At 35.2% G+C, this 4374-nt stretch carries 4 protein-coding genes; all 4 read right to left on the bottom strand.

What is annotated here, in order from left to right; genetic code table 11:
* Positions 1–740: 740 nt before the first annotated feature.
* The 4 genes from BLP55_RS16120 to BLP55_RS16105 all read right to left on the bottom strand — a co-directional run bounded on the left by BLP55_RS16120 (position 741) and on the right by BLP55_RS16105 (position 3923).
* On the bottom strand, positions 741–1130 hold the full coding sequence (locus tag BLP55_RS16120) for a surface-adhesin E family protein (protein WP_139149788.1): 390 nt from the start codon (positions 1128–1130) through the stop codon (positions 741–743).
* Positions 1131–1291: 161 nt separating this feature from the next.
* On the bottom strand, positions 1292–1795 hold the full coding sequence (locus BLP55_RS16115; RefSeq protein WP_139149787.1) for a hypothetical protein: 504 nt from the start codon (positions 1793–1795) through the stop codon (positions 1292–1294).
* A 590-nt stretch (positions 1796–2385) separates the two neighbouring features.
* Complete coding sequence (locus tag BLP55_RS16110) at positions 2386–3402, bottom strand: HNH endonuclease signature motif containing protein (protein WP_211516845.1); 1017 nt, start codon at positions 3400–3402, stop codon at positions 2386–2388.
* Positions 3403–3407: 5 nt separating this feature from the next.
* A complete protein-coding gene (locus BLP55_RS16105; RefSeq protein WP_091147227.1) occupies positions 3408–3923 on the bottom strand; it encodes a helix-turn-helix domain-containing protein in 516 nt (171 codons plus the stop codon).
* Positions 3924–4374: the final 451 nt, after the last annotated feature.

The raw sequence follows: 4374 nt of genomic DNA, 5'->3' as shown, positions 1-4374 counted from the left end.
TGAGTTTCGCGTCCATAACAATGATTTTATACGTACAAATATATAAAATATTGTTGACATTAACGGTGGCGTCGAAAATAATTTTGCCTAACGTTCCCTGTATTTGCGCTGGAGCGGAAATGGGAGCAGAGTATTCTCTGCTAAGATAAAGCTTTCTTGGTTTAGAAAAACATTCAACTTACTGAAAACCAGCTCTAGCGTAAATACAGTGTTGCACGATGACGCCTGACAAAGTGAACCGACTCCATTTTCACTAGGCTTTGCATTTAAAAAAAAAAATCAATTTACCAAGAAATTTGCTTTGTGGCCGACAAAGAAATTCCACAACGTAGCCACAACGAAACTCCACGAAGATTTTCGGCAAAGAGCTTCGCCAAAGATTGGCGGGAAAATTTACTCGTTTGCAGCGAACTCTCTGATTTGGATTTCAGCGCAAAGAGAATCATATGAAAACCTGACAAAGCTCGGCGACGAAGTTTTCGGCGCTACAATTATATTTTGAGATTCAACGCAAAGTAAATCATATGAAAAATAACGACAAAGATTGGATAGGGAAGTGGATTCTGCGCAATCATTTCCGGGCTTCCTCGGCGTTTTCGTGCAACGTTTCGCGCAGTTACGCAGGAGCGGAAAAGCGGACTGAGTTCTCTCTGCCAAGATAAAACTTTCTTCGTGAAAATCTAACGTTCAACTCACGAAAAACCAGCTCTTGCTTAACTGCGCTGTTGGCAGAAGTATTGTTATTCCGACGTACAGAAATAATTTAGTAATTCTTCGCCGATAGAATCTGGATTGACATAATCCATTTCAACAAGAATTTCATTTTCGCTAAAACTTTCTAAAACTTTTCCGTTTTTAGAATAAGTGGTTGATTTTATAATCCCTAATTTCCTGGATCGGCAATTAAATTTCCAAAGTATAGTTTTGTGACCGTCCACGGTTTTGGTTTGAGTTGATGTTTTGCTGGGATAATATTCCGTTTTATTAGAAACAATTTTTACCCATGCTGTCTCATCAGTGTTTGGCTTATAGTAATATGTCCCCATTTCTGATTCAAATAGCATTTTCCAATCTTGAGAATAAGATGAACAAAATGCCAAAATTGCTAATAAGTGTAGAATTTTTTTCATGTTTGTTTCGTATTAGGTTCTTTAAATATTTCTGCCAACGTTAGGCCGCTTCACGCCGTTGCCGATCAAAGCGGATTGAGTTCTCTCTGCCGAAGATAATGTTTCTTCGTGAAACAACAACTTCCGGCTACCGAAAACCCGGCAATGGCTTGAAACGGCGGTTAGTGGTCGTGCTGATTTGTTTGATAAGTTTTCTCAGGGATGAATCTTTTTAAAGCTATTTTCTTCACAAAAAAAGCATCTGCCTCTGGTGACCAAAGACTGATCGGTCTTTTCTCATATTCTAAAATCTTTTCGGAAATTGAAACTTCTAGAATTCCTTCATCATTCAATTGTAATTTGAACATTCGATATTGCTTTCCTTGTACTTTTACTGTTTTTCCATTTTTGAAAACATCAAATAGAACATCATTATAAAGCCAAGTAACAAATAAATTTTGCTCATTTGCTAATGGTTTTCCAATAAAGTAATATTTATCTTGAACTAAATCTGAGGTTTTCCAGTCTGGTTTTCCTTTTAAAAGTATTATCAAATCACTATGGATTTCAATTCCATAATTTTTACTCTCATTAATCCATTTATATTGTAAGTCAAAAACAGGAGATTCTTGCGCAATACAAACCAGACCCAAAAATAAAAATAATGCACAAATATAATTTTTCATAGATATGATGTTTCGACTAAGTTTCTGGCATGACCACTAACGTTTCGCGCATTTGCGTGGTCGCGTCAAAGCGAAACGAGTTCTGTCTGCCGAATATAAACAAAGTTCGTGAAACTGAAACGTTCCGGCCACCGAAAACCAGCGATCACGTAAATGCGCTGTTATAAGAACCTTGCGGCAAAGCCTTTGACAACGAGTGTTTTGAAATAATCTTTTACGAAGACGTCAAAAAATGATTTCCCATAAAAGGAAATCATTTACAAAATGCTCCGGTCGAAAAATTTATGGACGGAGCAATTTGTAAAAAGCTTTTGTCAACGAAACTCATATAAAAAACCTTCGGAATGAGAATCATATTTCAAAAAATAAAGAAGGAGAATTATTATTTCTAAATCAGCGGTTCGTAGCTTATGGGAAAAAACAAGGTTCTTATAACGTTCCCTGCATTTGCGCAGGAGCGGAAATAGGAGCAGAGTTCCCTCTGCCAAGATACAACATTCTTGGTTTTGACAAACGCTCAACTTACTCAAGACCAGCTCTTGCGTAAATGCAGTGTTAGCGGTTCGGCATTTTATATTTAGTTTTTACTTTCAACAATAGTCATCAATGCTATCTCCACCTGTCCATTCAAGTCCTTGTAAAAGAGTAAACTGTTTTTCTACTCCGATTTTTTCAAAAAAAGTTCCGAGACTATTATGAACGAAAACATAATTTTGATAAGTAATCTCAGCCAGAGAATATGGTTTTATTGGATTTTCGTCACCGCTTTTACACATAATCCATAATGTGTTTTTATCATTAGAAATGGCGAAGTTTTCAATAATAGAACTAGTATATTGGTTTCGGGAAAAAACGCCACCAATATTTAGGTTTATAGCATAAGTACTTATTGAATTATCTTTAATTTCTTGTGGACAACAAGGAAATTCAGTCGGTGTTTTCCAATTTTTGACTTTTTGAACTGCATTTGGAGATAGAGAATCAATAACTTTAAATTCTTCTTCAACAGAGTCGGTTTCTTCTTCATATTTGTTTGCGAATTGATTTGAAACACTTCTATTATAAATCCAATCACCTAATGAACCGCCTTGAGATGGTTTATCATTTTTTGCCCAAGCCAATAATCTTTCTTTGCTTATTTGTGCCTCCTCAGCGCTAACTGTTGCCATCCATTTATAATCAGGATTTTGAAATTTATCTTTAAATTGAGATGGATTTGCTAGAAATTCTTCTACACTTCCGCAAATATAGGCAATACGTTTTGCTGTGATTGGATTAAGTAAAATATTCTCCAATCTGGTAACCCAACGTAAATTGTCTGGTCGGTTGTTTTGTTTATTTGTGTCAATATGGTCAACTACGTGTTCCTTAGTCGGTGGTTCACCGTGAAATGCAGTTGCTACAATTCGATGAATGCGAACAGAAGCAATTTCTAAATAACCAGAATTACTATTTAGTTTACCAAAAGTCCAACTATTATCAGTAGGTCGAGCTCGTTTATTGTAAGGTGTATTTCGTAATACTGCGCCATTATCACGAACAGTATAATGTTCGTTTTTATAGTAACATTCTTGAATATCACTATAAGTTTCAATTAGATTTTCCATAACCATTAAATTTGATTAGGGACAATATCTACTTGATAACCCAAAACAAATGCAATTTTTGAAAGAATATCAAGACCAACTGAAAATTTACCTTGCTCAATTCTACTTAGATTAGCAGCGTCTATTTTAGCTAATTTCGCTAAATCTTTAGCTTCAATTCCTTTTTCTTCTCGTATTGAGCGAATTTTTTTTCCGATACGAGTTCTTTCTCCTTGTCTATCGCCTGAACTCATTCCCATAAATGAAACTCCATTAAACACTAATCCATTCCAAATTTTTTGGGTCATTAATTCCTTGTCTTGAGAAAAACTTAAATCAAAAATCCACTCTACAATATGCAATTCATAATTCCGATATTCTTCATTAAGATATTTTCCTGTAGATACTAATACAGAAAAAATTTCTCCATCGGGAGCAATTACCTCAACCATTTTGTCATCAATAATTCTTGCTTTTGACTTAAATTCAAAAGCTAAAAATTCCTCTTCACTCGCAAAAAATTTTTGTTTTTCTTTACTCATAATATTTTCTACCGCATTTATAGTGTTGTCGCCACTTTTAATAGTTATAAAGCAAAGATAAAAAAAATCTTAAATTGGCAAATACGCCAATTGAAGATTTTTTTAAATTTTTGATTTAGATAGATTGTTTACTGTTTAGTGTACGCGATGCATGCTGACCGCTAACGTTTCGCCGGTAAGCGAAGTTGCCGACCAGAGCGAACTGAGTTCTCTCTGCCAAGATAGAACTTTCTTCGTGAAACCACAACTTCCGGCTACCAAAGATTCGGCAATTTTGCTTACCGGCTGTTATGCTTGCGCCCAATACGTTGTTTAGAACCCAAAAAAATATTTACTGCTTGCGCTCTGTCGAACCATTTGAAAGTTTTCCGGCCAGGGAAATATTTGAATTTTTTCAAAAGGAAATTCTTTTAACTCTGTTGTGAAATTTCTGTTGTAAAAAAAACAAAAC

The sequence above is a fragment of the Flavobacterium caeni genome (genome assembly GCF_900101895.1).
Lineage (GTDB): Bacteria > Bacteroidota > Bacteroidia > Flavobacteriales > Flavobacteriaceae > Flavobacterium > Flavobacterium caeni.
Note: the sequence above shows the minus strand (reverse complement) of the source record. Positions and strands in the feature narration are given on the sequence as shown.